The sequence below is a fragment of the Acinetobacter sp. YH12134 genome (assembly GCF_013418555.1).
GTDB classification, from domain to species: Bacteria; Pseudomonadota; Gammaproteobacteria; order Pseudomonadales; family Moraxellaceae; genus Acinetobacter; species Acinetobacter indicus.
The window spans coordinates 59,021-74,338 of the sequence record NZ_VPBT01000017.1 but is presented as its reverse complement, the minus strand read 5'-3'; the positions used below and the strand labels follow the sequence as shown (position 1 = coordinate 74,338).

General features: G+C 45.5%; 14 protein-coding genes, 1 tRNA gene and 1 pseudogene. 12 read left to right on the top strand and 4 right to left on the bottom strand.

Going from position 1 to position 15,318, the window contains the following annotated elements; all coding sequences use genetic code 11:
• Positions 1-114 (bottom strand): annotated as a pseudogene (locus tag FTU69_RS10725) (alkyl hydroperoxide reductase); the annotation flags it as partial.
• Between the two features lie 296 nt (positions 115-410).
• On the opposite strand from FTU69_RS10725, the gene FTU69_RS10720 reads away from it, so the two are divergent.
• Positions 411-632: a DUF1653 domain-containing protein gene (locus tag FTU69_RS10720; RefSeq protein WP_005178842.1), complete on the top strand. Its 222-nt coding sequence runs from the start codon at positions 411-413 to the stop codon at positions 630-632.
• 24 nt (positions 633-656) lie between these two features.
• Here the strand turns inward: FTU69_RS10720 and FTU69_RS10715 are convergent, their stop codons facing one another.
• A complete protein-coding gene (locus FTU69_RS10715; RefSeq protein ID WP_005178841.1) occupies positions 657-866 on the bottom strand; it encodes a KTSC domain-containing protein in 210 nt (69 codons plus the stop codon).
• Between the two features lie 281 nt (positions 867-1,147).
• Here FTU69_RS10715 and FTU69_RS10710 point away from each other — a divergent pair, with 281 nt between their 5' ends.
• Positions 1,148-2,248, top strand: coding sequence for a putative zinc-binding metallopeptidase (locus FTU69_RS10710; protein ID WP_163145704.1), 1,101 nt, complete (start codon positions 1,148-1,150; stop codon positions 2,246-2,248).
• Positions 2,249-2,295: 47 nt separating this feature from the next.
• Here the strand turns inward: FTU69_RS10710 and FTU69_RS10705 are convergent, their stop codons facing one another.
• Both FTU69_RS10705 and ahpC read right to left on the bottom strand, forming a co-directional pair.
• Entirely contained in the window at positions 2,296-2,772 is a 477-nt protein-coding gene (locus FTU69_RS10705) for a hypothetical protein (protein ID WP_163141726.1), read from the bottom strand.
• Between the two features lie 155 nt (positions 2,773-2,927).
• Entirely contained in the window at positions 2,928-3,491 is a 564-nt protein-coding gene (ahpC, locus tag FTU69_RS10700) for an alkyl hydroperoxide reductase subunit C (RefSeq protein ID WP_005178834.1), read from the bottom strand.
• Between the two features lie 467 nt (positions 3,492-3,958).
• On the opposite strand from ahpC, the gene hrpA reads away from it, so the two are divergent.
• From hrpA to lptB, 10 genes are all read left to right on the top strand, one after another.
• On the top strand, positions 3,959-7,876 hold the full coding sequence (gene hrpA, locus FTU69_RS10695) for an ATP-dependent RNA helicase HrpA (RefSeq protein ID WP_180103862.1): 3,918 nt from the start codon (positions 3,959-3,961) through the stop codon (positions 7,874-7,876).
• Between the two features lie 30 nt (positions 7,877-7,906).
• Positions 7,907-9,022: a beta-ketoacyl-ACP synthase III gene (locus FTU69_RS10690; protein WP_005178828.1), complete on the top strand. Its 1,116-nt coding sequence runs from the start codon at positions 7,907-7,909 to the stop codon at positions 9,020-9,022.
• A gap of 10 nt (positions 9,023-9,032) precedes the next feature.
• The gene (locus FTU69_RS10685; RefSeq protein WP_127798774.1) at positions 9,033-9,794 is read left to right on the top strand and encodes a lysophospholipid acyltransferase family protein; all 762 of its coding nucleotides are present in this window, start codon (positions 9,033-9,035) and stop codon (positions 9,792-9,794) included.
• Between the two features lie 127 nt (positions 9,795-9,921).
• Positions 9,922-11,343 (top strand): cysteine--tRNA ligase, encoded by a 1,422-nt coding sequence (cysS, locus tag FTU69_RS10680; protein WP_180103861.1) that lies wholly within the window; start codon positions 9,922-9,924, stop codon positions 11,341-11,343.
• Positions 11,344-11,408: 65 nt separating this feature from the next.
• Positions 11,409-11,484 (top strand) — tRNA-Gly (locus FTU69_RS10675).
• 311 nt (positions 11,485-11,795) lie between these two features.
• Entirely contained in the window at positions 11,796-12,773 is a 978-nt protein-coding gene (locus tag FTU69_RS10670; protein WP_005178820.1) for an SIS domain-containing protein, read from the top strand.
• 3 nt (positions 12,774-12,776) lie between these two features.
• The gene (locus FTU69_RS10665) at positions 12,777-13,316 is read left to right on the top strand and encodes an HAD family hydrolase (RefSeq protein WP_005178818.1); all 540 of its coding nucleotides are present in this window, start codon (positions 12,777-12,779) and stop codon (positions 13,314-13,316) included.
• Positions 13,317-13,356: 40 nt separating this feature from the next.
• Positions 13,357-13,899, top strand: coding sequence for an LPS export ABC transporter periplasmic protein LptC (lptC, locus tag FTU69_RS10660; RefSeq protein ID WP_016659120.1), 543 nt, complete (start codon positions 13,357-13,359; stop codon positions 13,897-13,899).
• A complete protein-coding gene (gene lptA, locus FTU69_RS10655) occupies positions 13,889-14,455 on the top strand; it encodes a lipopolysaccharide transport periplasmic protein LptA (RefSeq protein WP_005178815.1) in 567 nt (188 codons plus the stop codon). Before lptC ends, lptA begins: the two co-directional genes overlap by 11 nt.
• Positions 14,455-15,198, top strand: a complete 744-nt coding sequence (lptB, locus tag FTU69_RS10650) for an LPS export ABC transporter ATP-binding protein (RefSeq protein WP_005178814.1) — start codon at positions 14,455-14,457, stop codon at positions 15,196-15,198. Before lptA ends, lptB begins: the two co-directional genes overlap by 1 nt.
• Positions 15,199-15,318: the final 120 nt, after the last annotated feature.

Sequence of the window (15,318 nt, the reverse complement as noted above, 5' to 3'; positions counted from 1 at the left end):
TTCTTTGATTTTGTCTGATTTGTCAGAGCTATCTAAAGTGGCCACTAATTCGATTGGACCTTCAAGGCGTTCTAACAAGGCTTTTAATTGGGCTGTGGTATTTTGATCTAACATTGCTAACGTCTCCAGAGGAGTAAAATGTATTTGATAAAGACATGATAGGAGAAAATATTTAATTGGTGAAACGGTTTGTTTTTATCAAAACAATCGGTTTTTTAAATCAAATAATAAAAATCATGTATTTATGCAGAAGTTGCACATAAAAATGTATGGCTTTATCTTCTAAGATGTGGCTTGTCACTGGAATTTTCAAGAATTGACAATAAGAAAATCAAAGATTTGCTATTTGTGACTAAAACTAGGCATTATCCTGAGCAATGGCATTTAAAATTACAAAGGTGAGTATCAAGATGAGTTTAAGCCGAGGCATTTATCAGCATTATAAAGGGCAGTTGTATCAGGTGTTGCATGTGGCCACGCACAGTGAAACCGAGGAAAAGCTGGTGGTCTACCAGTGTTTATATGGTGATTATTCCATTTGGGTTCGACCACTGAGCATGTTTACCGAATCGATCAGTCTGGAAGATGATCGTGAATTACCGCGTTTTAAACTGGTTCAGGAAATGATGTGAGAGGTGAAATTGCTGCACCTCAATTCAAGGTCGCAACGAGACCTTGTTAAAGTGTAAATCGTACTCCAGATATTTTTGCACAAAAGCAGCTTTATCATGACTGCGTAGCAGATTGTTATAGATAAATTCTGGCACAGGATGATAAAGCTCTGCCAACCCATTGTTATAAAATATTTTTAAGTAGCGCGTTGAGGTATTGTATTTGCAGAAGGTTACAGTCAGGACAGTTTCCATTAGCCATTCCTCCTTTATTGTGTTTGGAATCGTTATAGTTTGACCATATGCCAAATGCAGAGCCGGATGTATTACTGATTTGTAAGAATTTTCAACTTTATCCGCGAAAGTCGAGTGTTGTGTGCCAACACTCCCGGTCAAAGCGCAGCGTATGGGGGACAATCTGCACCACGGTTGCAGCAACACTAAACATTCACTGCAAAAAACTACACTCAGAAAAATCAGAATCTTCTAAGCTGAGCGGCATCTCTGTAATAAAAACAATCGACTGAGCCATTCTCATGCAACTTTTTCAGTGTAGTTATTGTCAGCATCCGATTTATTTCGACAATACCCAGTGTACCGTGTGCCAGCATCATTTAGGTTTTGACGCGCAATATATGCATATGCTGGCGTTGCAACCGGGCCAGCGGGCAGGGGAATTTGTTGAAGCGGTCACGCAAAAGGCTTACCGTTTTTGCCAGAATCATCAGCATCAGGTCTGTAACTGGATTATTCCGTTTGACAGTCCGGAGCAGTTTTGCCCGGCCTGCCGTTTAAACCGGATTATCCCGGATTTAAACCAGCCGCAATATTACTGCCGCTGGCAAAAAATCGAGCTGGCCAAGCATCGTCTGGTTTATGCCTTGCTGCGCTGGAATTTACCTTTACTGAGCAAGCTGGAAAGTCCTGAACGTGGGCTGGTGTTCGACTTTAAGGCCAATCCGAATGATGATCGTGCACCTAAAGTCATGACCGGTCATGCCAGCGGGGTGATTACTTTAAATATTGCCGAAGCCGATGATGTCGAGCGGATGATGGCCAAGCAGAATATGGCCGAAGTGTACCGGACTTTGCTGGGGCATTTCCGGCATGAAATTGGCCATTATTATTGGGATGTTCTGGTGGCGGACAGTGGTTATCTGGCACGCTTTCGGCAACTGTTTGGGGATGAGCGCGCCTGTTATCAGCAGGCGGTGAAGGACTATTATCAGCACGGCGTACCAAGCAACTGGATGGATGCCTATATTAGTGCCTATGCCACCATGCATCCGTGGGAAGACTGGGCGGAAAGCTGGGCGCATTATTTACATATTGTTGATGTGCTGGAAACGGCAACTTCTTTTGGCATGAGTATTCATCCGCAAATTGTGCATGAAGAGCAGCATTTTATGTACTTCAAGCAGCGTGAAAATCCGTATTTTCTGACCGACTTTAACGAGATTTTTCAGGCCTGGTTACCAGTGGCTTTTGCCATGAATAGTGTGAATCGGAGTATGGGGCAGGAAGATTTTTATCCCTTTGTGATTAGTCCGAAGGTAATGGAAAAATTACAGCTTATTCATCAGGTAATTCATGGCTTGCCGCCAGTTCCTGATAATCCGGTGACTGTAGATGGATGATACTTTATCTATCATTAAGCCATCATCTATCATAAAACTATCCAGCTTTATAAACGGCGGCATTGTCCTGTTTTATCGCCCTGTACCGTGTTACGTCCACCCACCGGTGGTGTCGCGTTATTTTCACATTCCAGATTGCCATCGACCTGATTACGGCTAATGTTCAGTGTACCCCGATTGTTTTTGAGCTGGATATTGCCATTTACACGGTTATTGTGCAGCTGGGTCAGCTTGCCGCGTTCCAGTTGAATATTGCCTTCAATGCGGTTATTGGTCGCCACCAGCTGTGCAAAACGGCCTTTGGATTCCAGATTGCCATCAATATGGCTGTTTCGGAGAATGGCTTTGGCACCATCGGCCAGCATGACATTGCCATCGACCTGCACATTAATTAAGGTGCATTGCTTGCCAATGAAAATATTGTCGGAAATCGAACGATCTTTTAAGCTGCCGCTACACTGCACATCAGCCCAGGCCGGCAGGGACAGGGTGGTGAATAAGGCTGCAATTAATAGGGTTTTCATCGGTCTATCCATAGCGCATTTTTCAGTAGCTTAATCAACGCAGATGAAAATAAAAAGAATCTACAGCAGCTAAAATTGAGTAAAAATGTAAGCGCATCAATAAAAAACCACGCGATCAAGCGTGGTTTTTTTCAATCAGTTTAATCTAATACAGATTAGATTTTACCAACTAGGTCGATTGAAGGAGCAAGTGTTGCGTCGCCTTCTTTCCATTTTGCTGGGCAAACTTCACCTGGGTGAGCGTGAACGTATTGAGCAGCTTTTACTTTGCGAAGAAGTTCTTGCGCGTCACGGCCGATACCACCCGCGTTGATTTCGATGATCTGGATTTTGCCTTCTGGATCGATGACGAAAGTACCACGATCAGCAAGACCGTCAGCTTCAATTAATACTTCGAAGTTTTTAGACAGTGTCCAAGTTGGGTCGCCAACCATTACGTATTGGATTTTTTTGATTTCTTCTGAAGAATCGTGCCAAGCTTTGTGCGTGAAGTGAGTGTCAGTAGAAACTGCATAGATTTCAACGCCTAATTTTTGGAATTCAGCGTAGTTGTCAGCAAGGTCACCAAGCTCAGTTGGGCAAACGAAAGTGAAGTCAGCTGGGTAGAAGAATACAACTGACCATTTGCCTTTAAGATCAGCTTCAGTTACTTCAACGAATTGTCCGTTGTGGTAGGCATTTGCTTTAAATGGTTTAACTTCAGTATTAATTAAGCTCATCATTGTCTCCATGATTGAGGTTTGTTTTGAATTTCAATTAGATTATAGAAATTTGCTTTATTGCTGAAATGGTATTTTTACATTACCACCATCGGAAAAACCGAATTGATGATTGTTTAAGCCATATTCAGGCGGTGTGTATTATTATGTAGCCGAAAAATATGATGACCACATGACAATTAAAAAGTACACCTTTTTCATTCCTCATCAAACATGATGTCAAGCTCGGTAAAATTCAAGGGTAAAGCAAAAATATTTTTTATTTTTAGGCAGACTGCTTGGAAATGTTCGTCATCGTCACAATCTAGAAGCCACCGTACTCAGTTTGCGGACAGCGGATTCGCTGCAAAAGCAGACAGGCTGGAGGGTCTGTTCGTTCATTTCATGGGCGGATTCTTCCGCTGGCTGTCATTACAGCGTAAAATAGCCGATTGATATTTTTTTATTTAAATTAGGAATCTTGTTCTGTGCAGAGTCATTTAAATGTAGATCAACTCGTTATGGCGCGTGACCGTCATCGTTTAAATCGACTGCGTAAAGGAAAAGATGCAAATGAAAAACAATATTCTGAGCTATTTGAAAAATCCAATCTGAAAGTTCGGGAACGCCTGGGCCGTATTCCAAACATCAAACTGAATCAGGATTTGCCGGTCACCCAATACGCCGACAAGCTGGTTGAGGCAATTCAAAAACATCAGGTGATTATTGTGGCGGGGGAAACCGGTTCGGGGAAAACTACCCAGTTGCCGCAAATTGCCATGCTGGCCGGGCGCGGTTTAACCGGTCTGATTGGTCATACCCAGCCGCGTCGTCTGGCCGCGCGCAGTGTCTCGCAGCGGATTGCCGAAGAAGTCGGTGAAAAACTTGGTGAATCCATTTCCTTTAAAGTCCGTTTTAATGAACAGGGCTCGCAGGATTCGCTTGTCCGCTTAATGACCGATGGTATTTTACTGGCAGAGCTGGCCAATGACCGTTACTTAAGCAAATACGACACCATTATTATTGATGAAGCGCATGAACGTTCCCTGAATATTGACTTCATCATGGGTTATTTAAAGCAGCTGTTGCCACGGCGTAAAGATCTCAAAGTCATCATTACCTCAGCGACTTTGGACGTAAACCGTTTCAGCAATTACTTTAATGGCGCGCCGATTTTTGAAGTCGAAGGGCGCAGCTATCCGGTTGAGGTACGTTACCGTCCCATTTCCGAACTGAGCATTGGCGGCAGTGATGATGATGAGTTTGATGACTTTGAAGAAAACCTGCCGCGTGCAGTGGTGCAGGCGGTGGAAGAATGCTTTGCCGATGCACAGGAAAAAGGTCATCCTGAACATGCCGATATTCTGGTGTTTGCCAGCACCGAGCAGGAAATTCGTGAATTACAGGAAACCTTGATCAAGCATGGCCCGCGCCATACGGAAGTGTTGCCGCTATATGCACGTCTGGCCCTGGCCGAGCAGCAGAAAATCTTTAATCCATCGGGCGGTGGCCGACGGATTATTATTGCTACCAACGTCGCGGAAACGGCGTTAACTGTACCGAATATCCGCTATGTGATTGACAGTGGTTTTGCCCGGATTTCACGTTATAACTATCGTTCACGTGTACAGCGTTTGCCCATTGAAGCAGTTTCGCAAGCCGCAGCCAATCAGCGTAAAGGTCGTTGTGGCCGTATTGCACCGGGTGTCTGTATCCGTCTGTATTCGGAAGAAGATTTCTTAAGCCGTCCGGAATTTACCGAACCGGAAATTAAACGCACCAACTTAGCTTCGGTGATTTTGCAGATGCAAAGTCTGGGCCTCGGTTCGCTGGAAGATTTTGATTTTATCGAGCCCCCAGATCATCGACTGGTCAATGATGGTCGCAAGCTTTTGATTGAGCTTGGCGCAATGACGGAGAAGAAAGCGAATCCGTCTAAAGCGACTGACGAAAATAATAATCTCCCTCTGTCTAAAAGAGGGGTTGGGGGAGATTCCTTAACCAAAATTGGCCAGCAAATGGCAAAAATGCCGATTGATCCACGTCTGGCACGAATGATTCTGGGCGGGGCACATTTTGGTGCCTTAAATGAAATTCTGGTAATTGTGGCGGCACTGGCGGTGCAGGACCCACGGGAACGCCCGGCCGACAAACAGATGCAGGCCGATCAAAAACATGCCTTGTTCCGTGAAGCCGATTCCGATTTCCTGTTTTATCTCAAACTCTGGGATGCCTTGCTGGCCAATCGTGACTTGAGTGAAAACAAGCGCCGAAGCTTTGCCCGTAACCATTTCCTGAGCTGGTTACGTTTACGTGAATGGAAGAAAACCCATGAGCAGCTGGTCGATCTGGCACAGGGTTTAAAACTGTCTTTCAATGAAAAGAAAGCCAGTTATGAAAATCTGCACCGGGCTTTATTAACCGGACTGTTATCGTTTATTGCCAATAAAACCGATGAACGTAATGTGTTTATGGCAGTGCGTCAGCAAAAAGCGCGGGTTTTCCCGGCCTCAACCTTGCATAAGACCAATACCCCGTGGGTGATGGCTTTTGAGATGGTGGAAACCTCACAGGTGTATTTGCGAACCCTGGCCAAAATTGAGCCGGAGTGGATTCTTCTGGCGGCGCGTGATCTGTTAAAACATCATTATTTTGAACCGCACTGGTCGAAAAAAGCCGGAGTGGTCAATGCCTATGATCAGATTTCACTGTTTGGTTTAATCATTGAACCGAAACGTCAGGTGAATTATGAAAAGGTCGATCAGCCGGCGGCGCATGAGATTTTCCTGCGCGATGCCTTGACTACCGGTAACTTGGGAATTATGCCGCCGTTCTTAAAGCATAATTTACTCAAACTGGAAGAAGTGGAGCGGGTCGAAGACAAGCTGCGCCGCCGCGATCTGGTGGTAGATGAAGAAACCATCTATCAGTTCTATGCCGCAAAAGTGCCGACAGATGTGGCCAGCCGCCGTTCTTTTGAAGACTGGCGCGCGACCGTCGAGCCGAAAGAGCCACGTTATTTATTTGTTGATGATGATGCCTTGTGGCTGAATGATCGCCCGACCACGCAGCAATTCCCGGATTATCTGCGTAATGGCGAATTGCGTCTGGCGGCTAGCTACCGTTTTGATCCGAGCCATGATGAAGATGGCGCAACGGTAAAAATTCCGGTTCAGGCCCTGCCACAGGTCGATGAAAACATCTGGTCCTGGGGGATTCCGGGCTGGCGTGAAGAGCTGATTGAAGCGCTACTTAAAGCCTTACCGAAAGATAAACGCCGTAACCTGGTGCCAATTCCGGATACTGCGCGCAAACTGACTGCGCGAATTGATGCGACACATCTGCGTGAGCATATTTTCAGCTTCCTAGCTTTTCAGCTGCGCGGCGATCAGATCACTGAAAAAGACTTTAGCTTTGAACGGATCGATCAGTATTTGCTGCCGTTTATTAAAGTGATTGATGAAAAAGGCCGAGTCATCGAACAGGGCCGTGACCTGAGCGAGTTGAAAGCCCGCTGCCGCACCGAAACCCATAGTCCGGTGAAACAGCTGAAAGGTGAATTTAAAACCTTCCCTGACAACTTTGTGTTTGAAGCCTCGCAAAAAGTCACTGGCGTGGTGGTCAAGCAGTATCAGGCGCTGGTACCGACCAAAGACTTTGCTGCGCTGGAACAGAAAGATGAATCTGGTGTGGTGATTCAAACCTTTAATGATCAGGCAGAGGCAATTAAACAGCATCGGGCCGGGGTGATTCGCCTGATTCATATGCAGCTGGGTGATTTAATCCGCCAGCTGAAAAAACAGATTTCTAAACCGCTGGCGCTGGCTTATTCTCCGTTGGGCGATAAAGCACAGCTGGAACAGATGCTGGTCTATGCCACCTTGCAGATGTCAATTGATGACTTGCCAGTCAACGCTGAACAGTTCCAAACGTTGCTACTTGAGGTAAAAAAATCATTCCTCAGTCATGGACAGAAAGCGCTGTTCAGCTTTAATGAGATTTATATTCAATGGCAGGATATCCGCCGTAAAATGCTGATGCTGGATGAGTCGGTCTTTGCCAAAAATATGGATGATATTGAAGATCAGCTGGACCTCATGAACCTGGCCGATTTCGTGTATAACAAGCCAGCAGACGTCTGGAGCGAATATCCACGTTATCTGAAAGCGCTGGTGCTGCGTTTGGAACGTTTGCCGAATAACCTGCAACGTGATGATGCCGCCATTGTGCAGATTGACCCGTGGATGGACAAACTGTTCAAGTTTAAAAATGACAGCCGCTTGAAAGAATTGTACTTTATGGTGGAAGAATTGCGCATCTCGTTATTCTCGCAGCCAATGAAGACCAAGATGCCAATTTCGCCAAACCGGCTACAAAAAGTATGGGAAAAGCTGGGAATCGGTTAAGATAGAGAGAATTTCAAAAAGGAGTTTTACATGGGCATTCGCATTACCGGTACGGGCTTATTCCATCCTGAAGATGTCATTACCAATGAAGAGTTAGTTGAAAGTTTAAATGCTTATGTGGAACAGTATAACTCGGCCAATGCTGACAAAATTGCAGCGGGCGAGTTAGAAGCACGCCGTGGCTCAAGTGCAGAATTTATTGAAAAAGCCTCTGGCGTGAAACGTCGCTACGTGTCAGAGAAAACCGGTCTGCTTGATCCAAACCGTTTACGTCCACATTTAAAAGAACGCGCTGATGATGAAATCTCGCTTCAGGCCGAGTGGGGCGTAATTGCAGCCAAACAGGCAATGGAAAATGCCGGTGTCGCGGCTGAAGACATTGATGTGGTGATTCTGGCCTGCTCGAATATGCAGCGTGCCTATCCGGCGGTGGCCATTGAAATTCAGACTGCACTCGGGATTCAGGGCTATGCCTATGACATGAACGTGGCCTGTTCAGCAGCAACCTTTGGTTTAAAACAGGCGTATGATGCCATTAAAAGCGGTGCGCGCCGTGTCTTGCTGGTGAATGTCGAAATTACATCGGCACACAATGATTTCCGTTCGCGTGACAGCCACTTTATTTTTGGCGATGTTGCCACTGCGTCAATTATTGAAGACACCGACAGCAAAACCGGTTTTGAAATTGTGGACACTCAGTTATTTACCCAGTTCTCGAACAACATCCGTAACAACTTCGGTTTCCTGAATCTGTCTGAAAATGCCGATATTGATGACAAGCGTTTCCGTCAGGACGGCCGTAAAGTCTTTAAAGAAGTGTGTCCACTGGTTGCGAAAATGATTACCGCGCAGCTGGAGAAAAATGCGATTGCACCAGCCGATGTAAAACGTTTCTGGTTGCATCAGGCCAATGCCAGCATGAACGAACTGATTCTGAAACTGGTGGTTGGTAAAGCGGCTGCGGAAGCAGATCCGGCGTTGGTGCCAATTATTCTTGATGAGTTTGCCAATACTTCATCTGCCGGGGTCATCATTGCCTTGCATCGTACTGCGCATGAAGTGAATGATGGCGAATATGGCGTGTTATGTTCATTTGGTGCCGGCTACTCGGTGGGCTGTATCCTGGTACAAAAACACGTGGTTTAAGGGGCAGAGATTGCAGGTCCAGCATGATGCAAAATGGATCAAGACGCTGAGCGCCTTATCTAAACGCTATTTCACGCCGACCTTTTTAGGCAGTGAATATATTGATGCATCCCGACCTGCCATGTATGTGGGCAATCATTCCCTTTACGGGATTTTTGATGCCCCCGTTATTATTGATTATCTGTTCAATGAACATCAGGTGGCTGTGGTTAGTATTGCCGACCACAGCCATTTTTATTTGCCAATCTGGCGCGATATTGTCAAAAAGTTCGGCGCAGTCGATGGCCAGCGTGAATATGTGCGTGCCTTGATGCAGCAGGGCTATTCGATTCTGGTCTTTCCGGGTGGCGGACGTGAAGTGCTGAAACATCCGGGTGAGCAGTATCAATTGATCTGGAAACAGCGCTACGGCTTTTTACAGTTGGCACAGGAATTTCAGTACGACATTATTCCTTTTGCTGCCTTTGGCCCTGATGATATTTTCGAGTTTGGTTTTGATGCCAGAACCGTGGTGCAGCATCGTCTGTTTCAGAAACTGCTCAAAGTCCCTCAACTGGATAAATTATTACGTCATGGCGATGTGATTCCATCATTACCGAAACACCTGATTCCCAAGCGGGTACCTTTTTATTTTCAGTTTTTGCCACCGGTAGAGGTCGGGCAGAGATTAGGTTCTGAAGATTTGACCACGCTGCGAGAGGAAATCGCTCAGCAAATTTACCAGAGCTTAGCGCAGCTAAAAGCCCGTTCAACTGGGCACTCATCCTCATAATAGCCGGGTTGTGCCTGAGTTTAAGCCCGCATAAGTGATTTTTGATAAAAATAACGAGAAAACTTTATGAAAAATAATGCTTAGGTTAAGATGAACCATCCTTTTATTTGAAGTCTTTTGAACAGCTATGCAACCATTTGTTCTCTATAACTCAGAGCAGCGCAAAAAAGTAGAATTCGTGCCACGCGTCGATGGACAGATCGACATGTATGTCTGCGGTATGACCGTGTATGACTACTGTCATATTGGTCACGCGCGTGTCATGGTTGCATTTGACTACATCATCCGTTTCTTGCGGAGTCAGGGCTGGAAAGTCAAATATGTACGCAATATCACCGATATTGACGACAAAATTATCAAACGTGCCAATGAAAATGGCGAGAGTATTACCGCTTTAACCGACCGCTTTATTCAGGCCATGAATGAAGATGCAGAAAACCTTGGCTGTCTGGCCCCGGATGAAGCACCGCGTGCCACTGACTATATCGACCAGATGCAAAACATGATTGGCAATCTGGTTGACAAGGGCACCGCTTATCCGGCTTCAAATGGTGATGTTTATTTCCAGGTTGAAAAATTTGCAAAATATGGCCGTTTATCCGGTCGTAAACTGGAAGATATGCAGGCTGGTGCTTCAGAGCGTGTCGATGTCGAAGTAGAGAAAAAACATCCATTTGACTTTGTGCTCTGGAAACATGCCAAAGAAAATGAACCGGCTTGGCCATCACCGTGGGGCAAAGGTCGTCCGGGCTGGCATATTGAATGTTCGGCGATGTCGACCTGCTGCCTGGGCAATCATTTTGATATTCATGGTGGTGGTTCAGACCTGATGTTCCCGCATCATGAAAATGAAATTGCCCAGTCTGAAGCCTCTACCGGTGAGCAGTATGTTAATTACTGGATGCATGTGGGCTTTATTAATGTCGATGGCGAGAAAATGTCAAAATCGCTCGGCAACTTCTTCACCATTCGGGATGTGATGGAGAAATTCCATCCGGAAGTGATCCGTTATTTCATCGTGGCTTCACACTATCGTAGTCCGGTGAACTTCTCGGATGTAGCACTAAAAGAAGCCAAGACGGCGCTGTCCCGTTTCTATCATTCATTTAAAGCCTATCAGGCCGTGTATGGCGACAAGCTGTTAGAAACGCTAGATGACACATTGGTCGAACGCTTTAATACCGCAATGCGGGATGATTTTAATACCGCGGAAGCGATTGCAGTGCTGTTTGAAGTCAATAAAGAACTGAACCGCGCGGTGAAAGAAGAAAATGCCGAACAGGCAGCAATCTTCTATGCCACCTTGCGTCATCTGACCAATATTCTTGGTTTGGTACAGCACAATGTCGATGAATTCCTGAAGTCAGACATTGGTCAGGATGCGCTTGGTTTATCTGAAGAACAGATTGAAGATTTGATTCAACAGCGTAAAGATGCCAAAAAAGACAAAAACTTTGCCCGTGCCGATGAAATCCGTCAGTCTTTACTGGATCAGGGCGTGGTGCTGGAAGATACCCGTCAGGGTACCGTTTGGCGTCGTGCTGATTAAATCACCACTTGGAAGCATAAAGAGTTGACAGTTGTATGAAACTCTCTATAATGCACTTCCATATTGCGGGAATAGCTCAGTTGGTAGAGCACAACCTTGCCAAGGTTGGGGTCGCGAGTTCGAGTCTCGTTTCCCGCTCCAAAATTCAAAAAGCCTGAATCATCTGATTCAGGCTTTTTTTATGCGTTTTTATCTAGATATGAAATATTATCCATTTATCTTTACTAAAAATCGCCTTAACTGCTTGAACTAAAAAAATGAGATTGATGTTCACCATCTTCCTGTGCTGTGGTTTATCAACAACAGGCGGAATCATGAAGAAATCGTGTGAAATCTTATACATTTAAAAACGTGACATTTGCATAGATATGCTAAAATTGCGAAAATTAATTTCTGCTTGAATGAAGACCGTTCAGCCCTGAACGAAGGTTAAAAATTTGAATTCTGAAAACATGTCAAACCCGATTGATTTTCAAGGTGTGGCGCTCAGTACCTTGCGTATAGAAGAACAAGCTCTGCAAACACTGGCCACACAAATTGACGAGCGCTTTAGCCGCGCCTGCGAAATTATTTTGCAATGTAAAGGCCGTGTGGTGATCACCGGTATGGGGAAATCCGGGCATATTGGCCGTAAAATGGCGGCGACTTTTGCCTCGACCGGTACACCTTCATTCTTTATGCATCCGGGCGAAGCAGGACATGGCGATTTGGGTATGCTGGTACGGGGTGATGTGCTGATTGCCATCTCCAATTCTGGCAAAAGTGATGAAATCATGATGCTGATGCCGCTGATCAAACATCTGCAAGTGCCGTTAATTACCATCAGCGGAGATGACAGCGGCCCAATGCCACAAAATGCCGATGTGGCTTTAACTTTAGGGAACATTCAGGAAGCCTGCCCGCTGGGTCTGGCACCGACCTCGAGCACCACTGCAACATTGGCCTTAGGGGATGCACTGGCTGTGGCCTTACTTGATGCGCGTGGTTTTACCGCAGATGATTTCGCCCGTTCTCATCCAGCAGGTGCGTTGGGTAAACGTTTGCTGTTGCATGTCAAACACTTAATGCATACCGGCGCCGAGCTGCCAAAAGTCGCGCCAGAAACCCCAATGAACAAAGTGCTGTATGAAATTTCCGACAAGCGTTTGGGGCTGACCACGGTGGTGGATGAACAGGACACCTTATTGGGAATTTTCACTGATGGTGATTTGCGCCGTTTAATCGACAAACAGCAGGGCTTTGATATTCATCTGCCGGTGGCTGAAGTCATGATCAAGCAGCCTGCGACCATTTCTCAGGAAGCCCGTGCGGTTGAAGCACTGGCACAGTTACGCGATAAAAAAATTAATCAATTTGTAGTGGTCAATGATGCACATCAGGTGATTGGTGTGATCAGTATGCATGACCTGATTCAGGCCGGGGTAAATTAAAAAATGGCATCGTATATTTTATTGGAACAGGCACGTCACGTTGAGGCTTTGGTTTTAGATGTCGATGGTATTTTAAGTGATGGCTTTGTTACCTTAACCAATAGCGGTGATGAAATTAAAAACTTTGATATTCGTGATGGTCTGGGCATGAAACTGGTGCAGCAGGCCGGGGTGAAAGTCATCATCATTACCGGGCGTACCAGCCATATTGTTGAAAAACGTATGAATGCCTTGGGTGTGGACCTGATTTATCAGGGCCGTGAAGATAAAGGCGTAGCTTTACGTGAAGCCTGTGCCCAGCTGAATCTGGCACCAGAAGACTGCCTATATATGGGTGATGACTGGCCAGATTTATCTGCCTTTGCTATTGCTGGAATGAAAGTCACGGTGCCGAATGGTCATGTTGAAGTGCGTCGTCGTGCTGATCTGGTGACTCAGGCGCAGGGTGGCCGCGGTGCGGTACGTGAAATCTGCGATATGATCCTAATGTCAAAAGGCGTATACGAACAGTTACTTGAAAAGTATACCGCGATCCCTCATTAATAAGATATTCCTCTGATTGAGTTGAGTTAAAACCCCACTTATGGATACCCGAGTTTTATATATTACTGCGATTGCAATTGCAGCTGTAAGTGGTGGTTATTACTATTACAGCGGTAAAGGCAATAAACTGGATACCGAGGGTTCCAGAAGTATGACCTATACGGCGGAGCAGATTAACCTGACTCAAACCGATGAACAGGGGAATTTATATGTTCGCGCTCAGGTTGACCGTTTAGAGCAGGATATGCAAAAGCAGACCTCTCAATTACAGAACCTGAATGCGTCCATGTATAAAGACGGGAAAGTTGATGCCACTTTTTATGCCAAGCAGGCACATGGCTATAATGACAATGAAAAAGTAGTGTTATCTGACCAGGTACGTGCCACCAAAATTTTAGCGCAAGGTCAATTAGAACTGCAGACGACAGAATTGACGGGCTATCCGGACAGTCGGGAAATTGAAACCGATAAACAGGTGATGGTGCAGTCTCCACAAGCTGAATTTGTAAGCCAAGGACTGAAAGCCAATTTGAATGATGGTCAATACGAATTTTTTAATATTCGAGGAACATATGAACGTTAATCCGAAGCTTGCAACACCTCGTACTTTCCTGAAGAAAGCCGCGCTTGTAGGTTTGGCAGTATTGTCCTCAGCTACAGCCTGGGCCTTGCCTTCAGACCGGAACCAGCCAATTACCCTGGTGGCTGACCGTGCGACATTTAATGAGCGTACCGGTATTACCACCTATACCGGTAATGTGATTATCGAGCAGGGCACAATGCGCTTGCAGGCCAATTCAATTGTGGCCAATCTGAACAGTAAAAAAGAAATCAGCACCATTACCGCCAATGGTAGTCCGGCACAGTTCCAGCAAAAGACTGACCCGAATAAAGGTCTGGCCAAAGGTCAGGCGCAGAAAATTGTCTACAATGCGGAAACCGGTATTATTACTTTGTCGGGCGGGGCATTTTTACAGCAGGATGGGGCCAGTATTCGCGGCAATACCTTGCGTTATAGTATGAACAAAGGCGATATTGAAGCCATTGGTACGCCAAACAACACCGGATCATCTTCAGGTCGCGTACAGATTGTGATTCCACCATCCAGTTCAAAATCATTCCCGGGAGCACGCGATTAATGGATCAGGTCGTACAGCCACAAACTCTGACAATCAAACACCTGGCCAAAAACTACAGTAAGCGCTGGGTGGTGAAAGATGTTTCTTTCTGTATGCAAAGTGGCCAGATTGTTGGACTGCTTGGCCCAAATGGTGCTGGTAAAACCACCAGCTTCTATATGGTGGTTGGCTTGGTACGTATGGACAAGGGGGAAATTCATCTGGATGAACTGGATTTATCTGACCTGGCCATGCATGAACGTGCGCGCAAAGGCATTGGTTACCTGCCACAAGAGGCGTCAATTTTCAGAAAACTGACCATTGCTGAAAATATCATGTCGATTCTGGAAACCCGTAAAGACTTAAACAAGCAGCAGCGTCAGCAGCGTTTAACCGAACTGCTGGCTGATTTTAAAATTACCCATATTAAAGATTCACTGGGCATGAGTGTCTCCGGTGGTGAGCGACGTCGTGCGGAAATTGCCCGTGCTCTGGCTGCCGATCCGAAATTTATGTTGCTGGATGAACCTTTTGCCGGGGTGGATCCGATTTCTGTCGGGGATATTAAAGATATTATTAGCACCCTTAAAGATCGCGGAATTGGTGTATTAATTACCGATCATAACGTGCGCGAAACATTGGCAATTTGTGAGCGTGCTTATATTGTCAGTGAAGGTGCAGTGATTGCCGAAGGAACCCCACAGGAAATTCTGGAAAATGAAACTGTGAAACAGGTCTACTTGGGCGAAGATTTTAAGGTGTAGTTGGTGAAAAACACATATAATTGTTATTTGTTGTATGTGTTTTATCCTGAAAGCGTTTTATAATTAACAAAAGTATAAAAAACTAGCTTAAAAACATTTACAATTTTAAAAATATTTCAA